This is a genomic window from Tepidiphilus succinatimandens (assembly GCF_006503695.1).
Taxonomy (GTDB): domain Bacteria; phylum Pseudomonadota; class Gammaproteobacteria; order Burkholderiales; family Rhodocyclaceae; genus Tepidiphilus; species Tepidiphilus succinatimandens.
Map to the genome: position 1 here is coordinate 50841 of NZ_SBIK01000010.1, position 13750 is coordinate 64590.

12 protein-coding genes and 1 tRNA gene are annotated in these 13750 nt (G+C 66.7%); 10 read left to right on the forward strand and 3 right to left on the reverse strand.

The features are described from left to right. The 5 genes from fdxH to selB are packed head-to-tail and all read left to right on the forward strand — an operon-like array spanning position 1 to position 5789. A complete protein-coding gene (gene fdxH / locus EPD82_RS07350; protein WP_141056278.1) occupies positions 1 to 900 on the forward strand; it encodes a formate dehydrogenase subunit beta in 900 nt (299 codons plus the stop codon). Continuing rightward, complete coding sequence (locus EPD82_RS07355) at positions 893 to 1528, forward strand: formate dehydrogenase subunit gamma (protein ID WP_055423351.1); 636 nt, start codon at positions 893 to 895, stop codon at positions 1526 to 1528. The genes fdxH and EPD82_RS07355 overlap by 8 nt, the downstream gene beginning before the upstream one ends. 12 nt (positions 1529 to 1540) lie before the next feature. Then, positions 1541 to 2452, forward strand: a complete 912-nt coding sequence (fdhE, locus tag EPD82_RS07360) for a formate dehydrogenase accessory protein FdhE (protein ID WP_055423350.1) — start codon at positions 1541 to 1543, stop codon at positions 2450 to 2452. Continuing rightward, positions 2449 to 3873: an L-seryl-tRNA(Sec) selenium transferase gene (selA, locus tag EPD82_RS07365; protein ID WP_055423403.1), complete on the forward strand. Its 1425-nt coding sequence runs from the start codon at positions 2449 to 2451 to the stop codon at positions 3871 to 3873. Before fdhE ends, selA begins: the two co-directional genes overlap by 4 nt. Then, entirely contained in the window at positions 3870 to 5789 is a 1920-nt protein-coding gene (gene selB, locus EPD82_RS07370) for a selenocysteine-specific translation elongation factor (protein WP_141056279.1), read from the forward strand. The genes selA and selB overlap by 4 nt, the downstream gene beginning before the upstream one ends. Here selB and EPD82_RS07375 read toward each other — a convergent pair. Then, positions 5782 to 6840, reverse strand: coding sequence for a transglutaminase-like domain-containing protein (locus EPD82_RS07375; RefSeq protein WP_141056280.1), 1059 nt, complete (start codon positions 6838 to 6840; stop codon positions 5782 to 5784). The two genes, selB and EPD82_RS07375, sit on opposite strands and share 8 nt — an antisense overlap. A 124-nt stretch (positions 6841 to 6964) precedes the next feature. On the opposite strand from EPD82_RS07375, the gene EPD82_RS07380 reads away from it, so the two are divergent. From EPD82_RS07380 to EPD82_RS07400, 5 genes are all read left to right on the forward strand, one after another. After that, positions 6965 to 7060 (forward strand) — tRNA-Sec (locus EPD82_RS07380). A 19-nt stretch (positions 7061 to 7079) separates the two neighbouring features. Then, positions 7080 to 8216 carry an MlaE family ABC transporter permease gene (locus tag EPD82_RS07385; protein WP_141056281.1) on the forward strand — a complete coding sequence of 379 codons (1137 nt, stop codon included), beginning with the start codon at positions 7080 to 7082 and terminating at the stop codon, positions 8214 to 8216. Further along, positions 8213 to 9001, forward strand: a complete 789-nt coding sequence (locus EPD82_RS07390) for an ABC transporter ATP-binding protein (protein ID WP_141056282.1) — start codon at positions 8213 to 8215, stop codon at positions 8999 to 9001. The genes EPD82_RS07385 and EPD82_RS07390 overlap by 4 nt, the downstream gene beginning before the upstream one ends. A gap of 25 nt (positions 9002 to 9026) precedes the next feature. After that, positions 9027 to 9659 carry an IS607 family transposase gene (locus EPD82_RS07395; RefSeq protein ID WP_141056283.1) on the forward strand — a complete coding sequence of 211 codons (633 nt, stop codon included), beginning with the start codon at positions 9027 to 9029 and terminating at the stop codon, positions 9657 to 9659. Next, a complete protein-coding gene (locus tag EPD82_RS07400) occupies positions 9656 to 10852 on the forward strand; it encodes an RNA-guided endonuclease InsQ/TnpB family protein (RefSeq protein ID WP_141056284.1) in 1197 nt (398 codons plus the stop codon). The genes EPD82_RS07395 and EPD82_RS07400 overlap by 4 nt, the downstream gene beginning before the upstream one ends. A 61-nt stretch (positions 10853 to 10913) precedes the next feature. On the opposite strand, the gene gabD is transcribed toward EPD82_RS07400, so the two are convergent. Then, a complete protein-coding gene (gabD, locus tag EPD82_RS07405) occupies positions 10914 to 12365 on the reverse strand; it encodes an NADP-dependent succinate-semialdehyde dehydrogenase (protein ID WP_141056285.1) in 1452 nt (483 codons plus the stop codon). Positions 12366 to 12381: 16 nt separating this feature from the next. Then, positions 12382 to 13656: a Glu/Leu/Phe/Val family dehydrogenase gene (locus tag EPD82_RS07410; protein WP_141056286.1), complete on the reverse strand. Its 1275-nt coding sequence runs from the start codon at positions 13654 to 13656 to the stop codon at positions 12382 to 12384. Positions 13657 to 13750 lie beyond the last annotated feature (94 nt).

Here is a 13750-nt window from a genome sequence, read left to right on the forward strand (position 1 = left end):
ATGGCATTGCAATCTCTCGACATCAAGCGGCGCTCCGCCACCACTTCGCCCACCCCTTCGGTGCGCGAGCCGAGCGTGGGCGCGGTGGCCAAGCTCATCGACGTCTCCAAGTGCATCGGCTGCAAGGCGTGCCAGACGGCGTGCATGGAGTGGAACGACCTGCGCGACGAGATCGGCACCAACGTCGGCGTCTACGACAACCCGGCCGATCTCACCGAGCATTCGTGGACGGTGATGCGCTTTGCCGAATACGAGAACCCTCAAGGAGATCTCGAGTGGCTCATCCGTAAGGATGGCTGCATGCACTGCGAAGATCCGGGTTGCCTCAAGGCCTGCCCCTCGCCGGGGGCGATCGTGCAGTACGCCAACGGGATCGTGGATTTTCACGAGGAGAACTGTATCGGCTGCGGCTACTGCGTCACGGGCTGCCCGTTCAACGTGCCGCGCCTCTCGAAGAAGGACCACAAGGCGTACAAGTGCACCCTGTGTTCCGACCGTGTCGCCGTGGGACAGGAGCCGGCCTGCGTCAAGACCTGTCCCACGGGGGCGATCGAGTTCGGCACCAAGGAAGAGATGAAGGAGCACGCCCAGGCGCGCATCGCCGATCTCAAATCCCGCGGCTACGCCAACGCCGGGCTCTACGATCCGGCCGGCGTGGGCGGCACGCATGTGATGTACGTGCTGCACCATGCCGATCAACCCACCCTCTACAGTGGGTTGCCGAAAGACCCGCAGATCAGCCCCACGGTGTCGCTGTGGAAAGGGGTGGCCAAGCCCTTGAGCATGGCGGCGATGGCGCTCGCCGCGCTGGTGGGCTTTTTCCATTACATGCGCGTCGGTCCGGCCGAGACGAGCGAGGAGGACGAGCACCGCGCCGAGAAGGAGGTGTCCCATGAGTGAGACCACACGACCGCGGACTCTGCCGCGCTACAGCGCCAGCGAGCGCAGCAACCACTGGGTGGTGGCGATCACCTTCATCCTGCTCGCGCTCTCGGGGCTGGCGTTCTATCATCCGGCGTTCTTCTTCCTCTCGGACCTGCTCGGCGGCGGCTACTGGGCGCGGGTGCTGCATCCGTACATCGGGGTGGTGTTCTTCGTCTGCTTCGCCGTGCTCGCGCTGCGTCTGGCGCGGCACAACGCCTGGGAGGCGAAGGATGCGCAGTGGCTGAAGCACTTCCCCGACGTGCTCGCCAACCGCGAGGAGCATCTGCCCGAGGTGGGGCGCTACAACGCCTTGCAGAAGGCGCTCTTCTATGTGCTGGTGCTGAGCGCCGTCGGTCTGCTGCTCTCGGGAATCGGCCTGTGGCGTGCCTGGTTCTCTTTGCCCGTCGGCGTCGTGCGTGCAGCGGCGCTGGTGCACGCTGCGTGCGCTTTCGTCGCCATCACGTCCATCATCGTGCACATCTACGCGGCCATCTGGGTGAAGGGTTCGGTGCGCGCGATGACGCGCGGCGACGTCACTTGGGGTTGGGCCTGGCGGCACCATCGCGCCTGGTTCCGGCAGATGGTCAAGGGTGCCAACGAGTAAAGGGAGAACGGCTTGCAACGCATTCTGTCACGCGGCGAGATCGAGGGGCTGGAGCGAAATGCCTTGCCACGGCTGCGCCTTCCTTCACGGGAAGTCTTTGCCGAGCGCGCAGCGCGCCTGCGCCATCTGGCCGGGGGGAATTCCCTGGGCGAGTATCTCGCCTTGATGGCGCGGCTCGCCCAGGCGCAGCACGAGGCGCTCGGCGCGTTCACCGCGCCCTTGCCCGACGAGAATCGGCTCTCGCTCGCGCACACGCACGGCATGCCGCCCCTTCCCTGCGAGGGGCCGCTCGAAGGATGCTGGCGCGAGGCGCTGCGGGCGGTGCTTGCGGCGCTGTCCGGTCAGGAGCTCGGGGATGCGCCGCGGGCGACGGTGGCGCGGCTCGAGCAAACGCTCTCTGCCGAGCCGCAGCGGCTCGATGCGCTCGCCCAGGCGCTCCTTGCCGGGGAAGAACCGGGGGACGTAGCCGCAGCGCCTTTCCTCATGGCGGCGCTGCAGGTGTATTGGACCGAGCGGGCGAGCCGTCTGCCGGAAGCGGTGGTGCCGGCTGTGGTGCCCTCGCGCGTCTGCCCGGTGTGCGGCAGCCTGCCGGTGGCAAGCGTCGTGCGCGTGGGCGCGGCGAGCGACGGTCTGCGCTATCTGCACTGCGGTCTATGCGCGAGCGAGTGGCACATGGTGCGCGTCAAATGCAGCCACTGCGAGGACACCCGTTCGGTGGCCTACCACCACCTCGAAGGGGCGTCCGAGGCGATCAAGGCCGAGTCTTGCGATGCCTGCCACAGCTATCGTAAGATTTTCTACCAGGAGAAGGACCTGGAGGTGGATGCGGTGGCCGACGATCTCGCCAGTCTCACGCTCGACGTCTTGATGGGAGAAGCCGGATACGGGCGCGCGAGCGCCAATCCCTTGCTGTGGTTCGCGTGACGACGAACACCCGTTCCGAATCCGTTGCGGCGAGCGCCATCCCTTCGCTCGAACGGCTGCTGGCCTCGCCCGCCTTCGCCGCCCTGCTCACGGCGCACGGCCGCACGCGGGTGCTGGCCGCTTCGCGCGTCCATCTGGCGGCACTGCGGGCGCAGGCTCAGGAAGGGGCGCTCGCAGCCGAGGCGATCCGGCCCGAGGCGATCGCCGCCCGGGTGCGGGAAGCCCTGCAGGCGCAGGATTGTCCCCGCCTGCGTACCGTCTTCAATCTCACGGGAACGGTGCTGCACACCAACCTCGGCCGAGCGCTCCTTGCCGACGAAGCGGTGCGCGCCGTGGTGCAGGCGATGACGGCCCCGGCGGCGCTGGAGTTCGACCTCGAGAGCGGAGGACGGGGCGATCGCGATACGCTCGTGGAAGAACTCGTGCGCGAGCTCACCGGGGCCGAGGCGGCCACCGTGGTCAACAACAACGCCGCGGCGGTGCTCTTGGCGCTCGATGCGCTCGCCAAGCGGCGCGAGGTGGTAGTCTCGCGCGGCGAGCTGGTGGAGATCGGCGGGGCCTTCCGCATTCCCGACATCATGAAGCGCGCCGGAGTCCGCCTCGTCGAAGTCGGTACCACCAACCGCACCCATTCCCACGATTATGTCGAAGCGATCGGACCGCGCACGGCGATGCTGCTCAAAGTGCATTGCAGCAACTACGCCATCACCGGCTTCACCAAGAGCGTGCCGGTGGCGCAAGCCGCCGAGATCGCACACGCGCACGGCCTGCCTCTGGGCGTCGATCTGGGCAGCGGCACGCTCACCGATCTGACCGCTTGGGGTTTGCCGGCCGAGCCGACGGTGCGCGAGACCGTCGCTGCCGGGGCGGACCTCGTCACTTTCAGCGGCGACAAGCTGCTGGGCGGCCCGCAGGCCGGTTTCCTCGTCGGACGCGCCGATCTGATCCGCCGCATCAAGAAGGATCCGCTCAAACGGGCATTGCGGGTGGGCAAACTCACCTTGGCGGCGCTGGAGGCGACGCTGCGGCTCTACCGTGAGCCGGAATTCCTTGCCGAGCGTCTGCCCACGTTGCGGCTGCTCACGCGCCCGGCCTCGGCGATGGCAGCGCAGGCGGCGCGGCTGCGCGCGCCGGTACAGCAGGCTCTGGGCGAAGGATTCGTCGTCGACGAGTCTGCCATGGCGAGCCAGATCGGCAGCGGGGCGCTGCCGGTGGAGCGCTTGCCCAGCCACGGCCTGGTGCTTCGCCCGGTGGGTAAGCGCGCGGGGCGTTCCTTGTCGCGGCTCGAGGCGGCGCTGCGCGCGTTGCCACGCCCGGTGCTCGGACGCGTGGCCGACGAGGCGCTGTGGTGGGACCTGCGTTGCCTGGACGAGGCCGACGAGGCCGCCTTTCTTGCCCAATTGACGGAATTGCGGCCATGATCGTCGGCACGGCGGGGCACATCGACCACGGCAAGACGACGCTGGTCAAGGCGCTCACCGGCGTCGACACCGACCGGCTCGCCGAGGAAAAGGCGCGCGGCATTACCATCGAGCTCGGCTACGCTTATCTACCGCTCGCCGACGGCGAAGTGCTCGGATTCATCGACGTGCCCGGCCACGAGCGCCTGGTGCACACCATGGCCGCGGGTGCGAGCGGCATGGATTTCGCGCTCTTGGTGGTGGCCGCCGACGATGGGGTGATGCCGCAGACGCGCGAGCACCTCGCCATCCTCGGTTGGCTCGGCGTGACGCGCGGGGCGGTGGCGATCACCAAGATCGACCGAGTCGAGGCGACGCGCCTGGCTCAGGTACGGGACGAAATCGCCGCGCTCACGGCGGGGAGTTTTCTCGAAGGCGCGCCGGTCTTCGCCGTGCGGGCGCAGGAGCCGGGCGACGAAGGCACGGCGGCGCTGCGCGCGCATCTGGAACGTGAGGCGGGCCGAATCGCGGCGCGCCGCCGCGAGGGGTTCTTTCGGCTTGCGATCGACCGGGCGTTTACACTCGCCGGCGTGGGTACCGTAGTGACCGGTACGGTCCATGGAGGATGCTACGCCTTGGGCGGACCGGAGGAACTGCGGCTCATGCCGGCAGAACTGCCGGTGCGTGTGCGCAACATCCATGCGCAGAACCGGCCGAGCGAGCGCGCCTTGGCCGGTGAGCGCTGCGCCCTGAACCTTCCGGGGGTGGCGAAAGAGGCCATCGCGCGCGGCGACTGGATCGCGGATGCGCGCTGTTTCTTACCCACGTGCCATCTCGATGTGGAATTGGCGCTCTCTGCGGACGCGCCGGCGCTCGGCGTGCGCACGCCGGTGCATGTGCACCTCGCCGCGGCGCACCGGCTCGCTTACGTCATACCGCTCGAAGGCGATCTCCTGCCGCCCGGCCGGCGGGGGCTCGTGCAGCTGGTTTTCGAGGAACCGCTGTGCGCTGCACCGGGCGATCGTTTCATCCTCCGCAACGCCCAGGCGAACCGCACCCTGGGAGGCGGCCGCGTGCTCGACCCTTATGCGCCCGAGCGCAAGCGCCGTTCGCCGCGGCGCCGAGCCTGGCTCGAGGCGATCACACGCCTGCTGGAAGGCGAGGGGCTCGGACCGCTGCTGGGGCAGGCGCCCTACGGTGTGGACGAAGCGCTGCTCGAGCGGCTGTTCGCGGCGCCGATCTCGGCGGCTGTGCTGCCGCCCGAGGCTTTGCGGGTGCAGGGAGCTCGAGGCGCGGCCTGGATCCTGCCCGGACACTGGGAGGCGCTCGCCGAACGGGTACTCGCCGTGCTCGAACGCCAGCATGAGCGCGTGCCTGACGACCCCGGTGTGGACACGCCGCGCCTGCGCCGCATGGTCGATGCGCTCATCCCCGAGCCTTTGTGGCAGGGCGTACTCGACGCGCTGGCGAGCCAGGGCAAGGTGGCGCGCAGCGGCCCCTGGTGGCATCTGCCGGGGCATGCGGCCCGGCTCGCACCCGAAGAGGAGGCGCTCGCGGCGCGGCTCCTCGCCCGGCTCGAAGCGGGCGGTTTCGATCCGCCGTGGGTGCGGGATCTGGCGCGCGCGGAAGGATTGCCCGAGGAGGTGGTGCGCACCCTGCTGCGCAAGCTCGCGCGCCGTGGCGAGGCGGCGCAAGTGGTCAAGGATCTCTTCTATGCCCCCCGGCGGGTGCGGGAGCTCGCGGCGATCGCCGCCGAGCTCGCCGCGGCCGAGGGCGGAGTGCAGGCGGCGCGTTTTCGCGATGCCACGGGCTTGGGGCGTAAACGGGCGGTACAGATCCTGGAATTCTTCGATCGCATCGGCTACACCCGCCGGGTGCAGCGCCGCGGCCAGGATGCGCACCTGTTGCGCGGCGATGCCGGTTCCGTCTTCAGCTGAGGGAGGCCGATTCGATGCGGTAAGAGAAATGCTCCGGATCGAGGCTGTCGAGGACCTTGCCGCCCACCCGCGCCTGCGGATACATGAAAAAGCCCGACATCATGCTCGGTCCGAAGCGCAGGTCGTTCTCGTCGTTGAACGCCACCCAGTTCATCTCCCAGCTGCCGAAAAGCCGTTCGCGCAGCCCGGCGATCTTCGGGTCGTCGAGCGGCAGTTTTTCTTCGAGCACCGCCTTGCGCACGTCCGCCGGGTCGACGGGGACCCAGCCGAACTCGGCCACGTAGAATTCGGCGCGGCAGTGCTGTGCGCCGGTCACGTCGCCGCTGCGGCCCAAGGACTTGAACAAGCGTGAGTCGGCCACGCGGATGCCGTAGATTTCGCGCGCGGGGATGCCGACGGCCCGGCACAGGCCGACGTAGAGGGTATTGATGTCCACGCATTTCCCGCCAAGGTTTCCGCTCTCGAGCATGCTCTTGACGTCGCCCAGGCCGCAGCCGCGCACCTTGGGATCGCGGAAGGAGTGTTCCACCACCCAGTCGTAGATCGCGCGGGCTTTCTGCAGCGGGGTTTCCGCTCCGGCGCTCGCTGCCAGCGCCGTGTCGCGCACGATGCCATCGAGCGGCACCCGTTCGGTGGGCTGGAGATAGCGTTCGAGTACCGTCTCCTGCTCGGGGGTGGGTCGGGGCGGCCGGTGCCAGTCGATTTGCCGATCGCGGGTGGCGACTTCGATGCGCACGCTGGCGCGGCGCTCGGCGGCTCCACGCCAGCGGGCGAAGAAGGCCTCGGCGCGCCCCAGCCGCCGCACTTCGGCCGTGTCGGCATTGCTCTGCCATTGCGGGATCTCGGCGCGTTGATAGTCGCTGAAGTTCTGCGGCAAGGGCAACCACAGCTCGGCTTCGAGGCCGGGTTCGGCAAGTTCGACGTGGTAGGTGAGCGCGAAACGGCGCCAAGATCGCGAATCGGCCGAGTCGGCAGGCGAGGCTTGGAGGGTTGGCAGGCGGGTGAGCAGCAAGGTGCCGCCCGCCAGGCCGAGAAACTCGCGTCGATCCATGGGTGGGTCCTCCGCTGGGGGTCAATGTTTTTTCTTGGGTGGGTTGCGGTATATTGTATCGTTCCTGCGGCGGACGGGACGCATGTCCTTACCCGCCGCAGGAACGATATCCTGGTTTTCCCGAGGAAGGCATCCGTGTCCGGTGGCACGGCCGGGCTTCAAACCCGGTTGGGGGCGTCCGACGCTCCCAGGTAGGTTCGACTCCTGCTGCCTTCCGCCATCTGGCGTATCATTGCCCCATGGACGAGATCGCCGCTTCCTCCCCTGCACGCCTGCACGCAGCGAGTGAGCCGCCGCGCCTCGTGCTCGAGGGGGCGTGGACGGCGGCCGGGGTGAAGGCCGAGGCGCTCATTGCGGCTGCCGCGCAGGCTTTATCCGCGCTTCCTGAAGGGCCGGTTGCGCTCGAAGCGGCCGCGCAGGCCGAGCTCGACACCGTCGGCGCCCTGGTGCTGGAGCACATCGCGGCCGAGGCAAAAGCCAAGGGCCGGGTGCTGGATTTCTCTTCCCTGCCTCCGGCCTGGCAGGCGACGCGCTCCCTCATCGCCCATGTGGCGCAGCGCACGCCTCCGCCCGCGCCCGAGCCTTTTTCCGGCTTCGCCTACATCGGCAAGGTCGCCGTCGATCTCGCGCGCCATTACCGGGACATGTTGGCGTTCATCGGCGAGGTCACGCTGCATCTGCTGCCGCTGCTCGTACGGCCCTGGCGCATCCGCTGGGATTCGGTGATCGTGGAGATCGAGGCAGCCGGCGTGCGGGCGGTTCCCATCGTGGCCTTGCTCTCCTTTCTCATCGGCGTGGTGCTCGCCTACCAGGCGGGGGTGACGCTCGATCGTTTCGGCGCCAACGTCTTCATCGCCGACATGATCGGGGTCGTCGTCATGCGGGAGATGGGACCGATGATCGCCGCCATCCTCGTGGCCGGACGCACTGGATCGAGCTATGCTGCCCAGCTCGGGTCGATGCGCGTCACCCAGGAGATCGACGCGCTGCGCTCGCTCGCGCTGCCGCCGGTCGAGATGCTGGTGATCCCGCGCTTCCTTGCGCTGGCGATCACGCTGCCGCTACTCACCACCTTGGCCAACGCCGCCGGGGTGCTGGGCGGAATGGTGGTGGCCACCGGCGGTTTCGGGCTGGACTGGACGGTCGGTTTGCAGCGTCTGGGGCGGCTGGAGAATACCCATTATTGGGTGGGACTGGTGAAGACGCCGGTCTTCGCCACGGTGATCGCCCTCATCGGCTGCCAGGCAGGCATGAGCGTGCGCGGCTCGGCGCTGGAAGTGGGGCGGGCGACCACCTCCAGCGTGGTGCAAGCCATCTTCTGGGTGATCGTGCTCGATGCGATCTTCTCCATCGCATTTCGGCGGTTGGGGCTATGAGCGAGGTAAGCGAAGAGACGCCGGCGATCGAGGTGCACGGCCTGTGCAACCGTTTCGGTGCGCACGTGGTGCACGAGGGGCTCGACCTGGTGGTGCCGCGCGGCAAGGTGGTCTCGCTCGTGGGCGGCAGCGGCAGCGGCAAGACGGTGCTGCTCAACAACCTCATCATGCTCACTCGCCCGGCGGCCGGCTCCATCCGTATCCTGGGGCGGGATGTCGCCGCGCTCGGGCGTGAGGAGCGTATCCGGCTGCAGCTGCGCCTGGGGGTGATGTTCCAGCAAGGGGCGCTCTTCACCTCGCTCACGGTGCTGGAGAACGTGATGCTGCCGCTTGCCGAGCACGCGCGCCTGCCGCGGCGGCTGCGCGAGGAGGCGGCCATGCTCAAGATCCAGCTGGCGGGGCTGGACGCGGACGCAGTGCATCGCCATCCGCGCGAACTCTCCGGCGGCATGACCAAGCGCGCGGCGCTCGCCCGGGCGCTCGCGCTCGACCCGGAGATCCTCTTCCTCGACGAGCCCACCTCCGGGCTCGATCCGGTGAGCGCCCGGGCGTTCGACCGGCTGGTGCTCGCGCTGCGCGACGCGCTGGGCGTGACGATCTTCCAAATCACGCACGACCTCGATTCGATCTTCGGTGCAAGCGACCTCGTGGTCTTCCTCGCGCGCAAGAAAGTACTGGCCGCGGGCACGGCCGAGGAACTGGCGCAGCGTCCGGAGCCGGAGCTGCGGGCGTATTTCTCGGCGCGGGCGGGGGGTTCCAACTGTTCGTTAAATACTTGCCTATAGTTGCGCGTTTGTATACACTTTAATCATGTCTCGCAAGCTCGTACCAATACATGAGGCTGCCGAAGCGCTTGGCGTCTCGGCGCAGACTCTTCGCCGCTGGGAGCGCGAAGGGCGACTGTTGCCCGATGAGCGCACGGCGGGCGGGCGCAGACGCTATGACCTTGCCCGGCTCAAGCCAGAGAAGTTCCGCTCGCAAGCCGAGGCAGTACGCAAAACGGTTGCCTATGCTCGCGTTTCCAGCCACGACCAGAAAGACGATCTGGAGCGGCAGAAGCAGGTTCTCGAACTGTATTGCGCACGGCAAGGCTGGACGTTCGAGGTCATCGCCGACCTGGGTTCCGGCATGAACTACCACAAGAAGGGCTTGAAGAAGCTGCTGGAGGCCATCATCGAAGGCCAGGTGGGTCGGCTGGTCATCACGCACAAGGACAGGCTGCTGCGCTTCGGCGCGGAGTTGGTATTCGCCATCTGCGAGGCCAAGAACGTCGAGGTGGTCATCCTTAATCAAGGCGAGGACACGACCTTTGAGGAGGATTTAGCGAAGGATGTACTGGAAATCATCACCGTGTTCTCGGCGCGGTTGTATGGCTCGCGCAGCCGCAAGAACCAGAAGCTACTGGACAGTGTGAAGAAAGCCGTGGAGGAAATGCAGGCATGATCGTTGCTCACAAGATCGCGCTCGATCCGAACAACGTGCAGGCCACCTACTTTGCCAAGGCCGCAGGCACGGCGCGCTTTGCCTACAATTGGGCGCTGGCCGAGTGGCAACGGCAGCACGAAGCCTGGAAACAGGACAACAGCTTGCCCAAGCCATCGCAAGCCGCACTACGCCGTCAGTTGAACGCCATCAAGCGCGAGCAATTCCCGTGGATGCTGGAGGTCACCAAGAACGCGCCACAAATGGCGATCATCCAGTTGGGCGAAGCGTTCAAGAATTTCTTTGCGGGCCGCGCCCGCTATCCGCAATTCCGCAAGAAGGGCGTGCACGACCGCTTCACGCTCACCAACGACCAGTTCGACATCGACGGCTGCCGCATACGTATCCCCAAGTTGGGATGGGTGCGTATGCGCGAGTCGTTGCGCTTCAATGGCAAGATCATGTCGGCCACGATCTCCCGTGTGGCCGACCGCTGGTTTGCCAGTATCACCGTGGATGTTCCCGATCAGTCCCATTTGCCCAAAGCCGAAAACCAAGGCGTGGTTGGTGTGGATTTGGGTGTATCCGCGCTCGCAACACTCTCGACGGGAGAAACCATCACCGGTCCGAAGCCTCACAAGGCGCTGCTGACCCGGTTGCAACGGCTCTCGCGCAGTCTGAGCCGCAAGCAAAAAGGATCAGCCAATCGCAAGAAGGCCAAGGCGAGGCTGGCACGTCTGCACGCCAGGATCGCCAACATCCGGCAGGACGCCCTGCACAAGCTCACGACGGACCTCACGCGCCGATTCCACGCCATCGGCATCGAGGATCTGAACGTGCGCGGCATGGTGAGGAACCGCCATCTGGCCCGCTCCATAGCCGATATGGGCTTCTTCGAGTTCCGTCGGCAACTGGAATACAAGGCCGCGATGCGCGGCGGGCAGGTGGTGATCGCCGACCGATGGTTTCCGAGTAGCAAGATCTGCTCATGCTGCGGACACAAGCAAGAAGAACTGCCGCTGTCGGTGCGGCGCTGGTCATGTTCCATCTGTGGCGTGGAACATGACCGTGACCTAAATGCCGCGATCAACTTGAAGAATTACGCGGTGAGTTCCACGGTGTCTGCCTGTGGAGGGGAAGGCGCTGGCCTTGGCGGTGACGCCAAGGCGAAACCAGCCCCGATGAAGCAGGAAGTCAGCTTTGTTCCTGTTTAGGCAGGAATGAGTAAGTCTGACAGAACGGTGATCCATCCACCCCCACCCTATAGGGCCGGCATCAGATACCGCCGATGCACATGTACTTGATCTCCACATACTCCTCGATGCCGTACTTCGAGCCCTCGCGCCCCATGCCGGAAGCCTTCATGCCGCCGAAAGGCGCGACCTCGGTGGAGATGAGGCCGGTATTGATGCCGACGATGCCGTATTCGAGCGCCCCCCCCACGCGCCAGACGCGGCTCGAGGATTCGGTGTAGAAATAGGCGGCCAGGCCGAACTCGGTATCGTTGGCCATGCGGATGGCTTCTTCTTCGGTGTGGAAGCGAAAGAGCGGTGCCACCGGGCCGAAGGTCTCCTCGCGTGCGACTTTCATCTGAGGGGTGACGTCGGCGAGGATGGTCGGTTCGAAGAAGGTGCCGCCCAAGGGGTGACGCTTGCCCCCAGTGAGGATGCGCGCGCCTTTGCTCACGGCATCGGCGATGTGCTCTTCGACCTTGCGCACCGCGTTCTCGTCGATGAGGGGCCCCTGGTTGGTGCCTTCGGCGAGCCCCGGGCCGACTTTCAGCTGGGAGACGGCTTCGGCGAGCTTGGCGGCGAAGCGCTCGTAGACGCCGTCCTGCACGAGCAGGCGGTTCGCGCACACGCAGGTCTGGCCGGTGTTGCGGTACTTGGAGGCGAGCGCCCCCTGCACGGCGGCGTCGAGGTCGGCATCGTCGAAGACGATGAACGGCGCGTTGCCACCGAGTTCGAGCGAGAGTTTCTTCAAGGTGGGGGCGCACTGCGCCATGAGCTTGATACCGGTCTCGGTGGAGCCGGTAAACGAGAGCTTGCGCACGATGGGGTTGGCGGTGAGCTCGCCGCCGATGGCCGTGGCCGAGCCGGTGACGACGTTGAACACGCCAGCCGGTACGCCGGCACGCTCGGCGAGCACCGCCAGCGCCAGCGCCGAGTAGGGGGTCTGGCTCGCGGGCTTGAGCACCATGGGGCAGCCGGCGGCGAGCGCCGGTCCGGCCTTGCGCGTGATCATGGCCGAAGGGAAATTCCATGGCGTGATCGCACCGCACACGCCGATCGGTTCCTTGGTGACGACGATGCGCTTGTCGGCCAGGTGCGGCGGAATGACGTCGCCGTAGATGCGCTTGCCCTCTTCGGCGAACCACTCGATGAAGGAGGCGGCATAGAGCACTTCGCCGCGCGCTTCGGCCAGCGGCTTACCCTGCTCCGAGGTCATGAGGACGGCCAGGTCTTCCTGATTCTCGACGATGAGGTCGAACCAGCGGCGCAAAATCTTGGCCCGTGCTCCGGCGGTGAGGGCGCGCCAGGCGGGCCAGGCGGCGTTGGCAGCCTCGATCGCACGGCGCGTCTCGGCGGCACCCATCTTGGGCACGGTGCCGAGCACGCTGCCGTCGGCGGGGTTGCGCACCGTGAGGACGGCGCCGTCGTCGGCATCCGCCCAGCGTCCGTCGATGTAGGCTTGGGTGCGGAAGAGGGAGGGGTCTTTGAGGTTCATGCTCGTCTCCGGGGGGTTAGGGATAAATGCCGCGCAGCTGCCGTGCCTCGAGTACGCGCCGGCAGGCAAGGAGGTAGGCGGCGGTGCGCAGGGTCACGCGGTGTTCTTGCGCGGCTTTCCACACGGACTCGAAGGCTTCGCTGAGGATGCGCTCGAGCCGTTCGTTGATCTCCTGCTCGGTCCAGAAGAAGCTGGAGAAATCTTGCACCCATTCGAAGTAGCTCACCGTGACGCCGCCGGCATTGGTGAGCACGTCGGGCACGAGGGTCACCCCGCGGGACGTGAGGATGTCGTCGGCTTCGGGCGTGGTGGGGCCGTTGGCGCCTTCGAGGACGAGGCGCGCTTTGATGTCTCGCGCATTGTGCCGGTCGATCTGGCCTTCCAGCGCCGCGGGCACGAGGATGTCCGCTTCGACCGTCCAGAAGTCTTCGTTCGCAATTGCCGTGGCGCCGGGGAAGCGCCCCAGGGCACCGCCGCCGTCGAGCCAGCGTTGCAGGGCGTCGAGATCGATCCCGTCGCCGGCGTGGATCGAGCCGGTGACGTCCTGCAGGGCAACGATTTTGGCGCCGGCTGCGGCGAAACAGCGGGCGGCGGTGGCCCCGACGTTGCCGTAGCCCTGGATGGCGACGCGGGCCCCAGCTAGATCCAGGCCAAGCTTGCACGCCGCACTGCGCCCGACGATGAACACGCCCCGGCCGGTGGCCTCACGCCGCCCCAGACTGCCGCCGAGGCTGACTGGTTTACCAGTGACGACGCCCATCACCGTTCGCCCCTGGTTGATGGAATAAGTGTCCATCATCCAGGCCATGATCTGCTCGTTGGTGTTGACGTCAGGCGCGGGAATGTCCTTGTCCGGGCCGATGAGCACACCGATCTCGCTGGTGTAGCGGCGAGTGAGGCGCTCCAGTTCGCCTCGGGTCAAGGTGCGGGGATCGACCCGTACTCCCCCTTTGGCGCCCCCGAAGGGCAGGCCGATCACGGCGTTCTTGATCGTCATCCAGCCGGCGAGCGCCATGACCTCCGAGAGCGTGACGTCCTGGTGATAGCGCACCCCGCCCTTGCCCGGCCCGCGCGAGGTGTTGTGATGGACGCGGTAGCCTTCGAAGTGCCTGATCGAACCGTCGTCCATCTTCACCGGGATGTCGACGATGAGGATCCTCTTGGGGTGTTTGAGGGTCTCGATCCAGTAGCCCAGATCACCGAGGTGAGGGGCCACGCGATCGACCTGTTCGAGAAAGACTTCCCATGGGCCGAGATGGGCGCGGTCGAGGTAGGAAGGAATGGCATCCATCGTGGGTTTCTCCTTTTGGGAGCGCAAAAAAATCCTTATGGGATTGGGGTCGGTCACGGCGGGGATTTTTCAGCGAGTTCATTCATTCGAGGAA

Coding starts and splice junctions, on each gene's coding strand:
- fdxH (WP_141056278.1), top strand. CDS start 1: ATGGCATTGCAATCTCTCGACATCAAGCGGCGCTCCGCCACCACTTCG.
- EPD82_RS07355 (WP_055423351.1), top strand. CDS start 893: ATGAGTGAGACCACACGACCGCGGACTCTGCCGCGCTACAGCGCCAGC.
- selB (WP_141056279.1), top strand. CDS start 3,870: ATGATCGTCGGCACGGCGGGGCACATCGACCACGGCAAGACGACGCTG.
- EPD82_RS07375 (WP_141056280.1), bottom strand. CDS start 6,840: ATGGATCGACGCGAGTTTCTCGGCCTGGCGGGCGGCACCTTGCTGCTC.
- EPD82_RS07385 (WP_141056281.1), top strand. CDS start 7,080: ATGGACGAGATCGCCGCTTCCTCCCCTGCACGCCTGCACGCAGCGAGT.
- EPD82_RS07390 (WP_141056282.1), top strand. CDS start 8,213: ATGAGCGAGGTAAGCGAAGAGACGCCGGCGATCGAGGTGCACGGCCTG.
- EPD82_RS07395 (WP_141056283.1), top strand. CDS start 9,027: ATGTCTCGCAAGCTCGTACCAATACATGAGGCTGCCGAAGCGCTTGGC.
- EPD82_RS07400 (WP_141056284.1), top strand. CDS start 9,656: ATGATCGTTGCTCACAAGATCGCGCTCGATCCGAACAACGTGCAGGCC.
- gabD (WP_141056285.1), bottom strand. CDS start 12,365: ATGAACCTCAAAGACCCCTCCCTCTTCCGCACCCAAGCCTACATCGAC.
- EPD82_RS07410 (WP_141056286.1), bottom strand. CDS start 13,656: ATGGATGCCATTCCTTCCTACCTCGACCGCGCCCATCTCGGCCCATGG.